Consider the following 1969-nt stretch of genomic DNA (forward strand, 5'->3'; position numbering starts at 1 on the left):
GGCTGGAACATCGCGCGCATGGCGTCGCTGATGACCCAGATCCCGCACACGTCGGCCGGCCAGACCGTTAGCCGCCTGTGCGGCTCGTCGATGAGCGCTCTGCACACTGCTGCGCAAGCGATCATGACCGGCAATGGTGACGTATTCGTCGTCGGCGGCGTCGAGCATATGGGTCATGTGAGCATGATGCACGGTGTCGATCCGAACCCGCACATGTCGCTGTACGCGGCGAAAGCCTCGGGCATGATGGGCCTGACTGCGGAAATGCTGGGCAAAATGCACGGCATCACTCGCGAGCAACAGGACGCTTTCGGCGTGCGCTCCCACCAACTCGCCCATAAGGCGACCGTGGAAGGCAAGTTCAAAGACGAAATCATCCCGATGCAGGGCTACGACGAGAACGGTTTCCTGAAAACCTTCGACTACGACGAAACCATTCGTCCGGAAACCACCCTGGAAAGCCTGGCGGCTCTGAAGCCGGCGTTCAATCCGAAGGGTGGCACCGTGACAGCCGGTACTTCGTCGCAGATCACCGATGGTGCTTCGTGCATGATCGTGATGTCGGCGCAGCGCGCACAGGACCTGGGCATCCAGCCTCTGGCAGTGATTCGCTCGATGGCAGTGGCGGGTGTGGATCCGGCAATCATGGGCTATGGTCCAGTACCGGCCACACAAAAAGCATTGAAGCGCGCGGGTCTGGGTATCTCCGACATCGACTTCTTCGAGCTCAACGAAGCTTTCGCCGCACAGGCCCTGCCAGTGCTGAAAGATCTGAAAGTGCTCGACAAGATGAACGAGAAGGTTAACCTGCACGGTGGCGCCATCGCCCTGGGCCACCCGTTCGGTTGCTCCGGTGCGCGTATCTCCGGCACTTTGCTCAATGTGATGAAGCAGAATGGCGGCACCTTCGGGGTGGCCACCATGTGCATTGGTCTCGGCCAAGGCATCTCCACCGTCTTCGAACGCGTTTAAGCGTCTCGTCGATGGAAGCCGGGGCCAAGTGCCCCGGTTTTTGTTTTTCCGGATTTATTTTGTTTTTTATTTGAAAAAATTTGAGTGAGGGCCAAAGCATGCCGATACAACCCGGGCTCTACCAACATTACAAAGGTCCGCAGTACCGCGTATTCAGTGTTGCGCGGCATTCGGAAACCGAAGAAGAAGTGGTCTTCTATCAAGCCCTGTATGGCGATTACGGCTTTTGGGTACGTCCCTTGAGCATGTTCCTGGAGTCCGTCGAAGTTGACGGTGAACAGGTGCCACGCTTTGCTTTGGTGCAGGCCGAAGAAAGCCTTTTTACCAAGCCATAAGCTGAGTTCGCGCAAGACCCTGCGCTTGACCTCACCTTGTTGCCACTATATATAGCGGTGCCGCGTCAGGCGCCAATCGCCTTTCACTTCTCGAATTCAGGAATTTTCTGATCCATGGGCAAATCGCTGGTCATTGTGGAATCCCCGGCTAAGGCCAAGACCATCAACAAGTATTTGGGCAACGAATACGTGGTGAAGTCGAGTATCGGCCATATCCGAGACCTGCCCACCAGCGGTTCGGCTAGCGCCAGCAAAGAGCCAGTCGCCAAACGCGGCAAGGCTGCTGCGGGTGAAGCGCCGGCACTGTCGCCGAAAGAAAAAGCGCGCAAGCAGCTGGTCGCGCGCATGGGTGTCGATCCGGATCATGGCTGGAAAGCCAAGTACGAGATCCTCCCGGGCAAGGAAAAAGTCATCGAAGAGCTGCGCCGGCTCGCCAAGGATGCTGACACCATCTATCTCGCAACCGACTTGGACCGCGAGGGGGAAGCCATTGCCTGGCACCTGCGCGAAGCCATCGGTGGTGACGACACCCGCTACAAACGCGTGGTGTTCAACGAAATCACCAAGAAGGCGATTCAGGAAGCCTTCTCGAAACCAGGCGAGCTGGATATCGACCGCGTCAACGCCCAGCAGGCGCGTCGCTTCCTCGACCGCGTCGTGGG

3 protein-coding genes are annotated in these 1969 nt (G+C 57.9%); all 3 read left to right on the top strand.

Going from position 1 to position 1969, the window contains the following annotated elements:
- A partial coding sequence (gene fadA / locus ACRESJ_RS20815) for an acetyl-CoA C-acyltransferase FadA (RefSeq protein ID WP_431759582.1) occupies positions 1-972 on the top strand: 972 nt, incomplete at its 5' end.
- Between the two features lie 98 nt (positions 973-1070).
- Positions 1071-1307, top strand: coding sequence for a DUF1653 domain-containing protein (locus ACRESJ_RS20820; protein ID WP_007986363.1), 237 nt, complete (start codon positions 1071-1073; stop codon positions 1305-1307).
- A 114-nt stretch (positions 1308-1421) separates the two neighbouring features.
- Positions 1422-1969 (top strand): toprim domain-containing protein (locus ACRESJ_RS20825; RefSeq protein ID WP_431759583.1); only part of this gene is annotated, 548 nt, incomplete at its 3' end.

This window comes from Pseudomonas sp., assembly GCF_050739655.1.
Lineage (GTDB): Bacteria > Pseudomonadota > Gammaproteobacteria > Pseudomonadales > Pseudomonadaceae > Aquipseudomonas.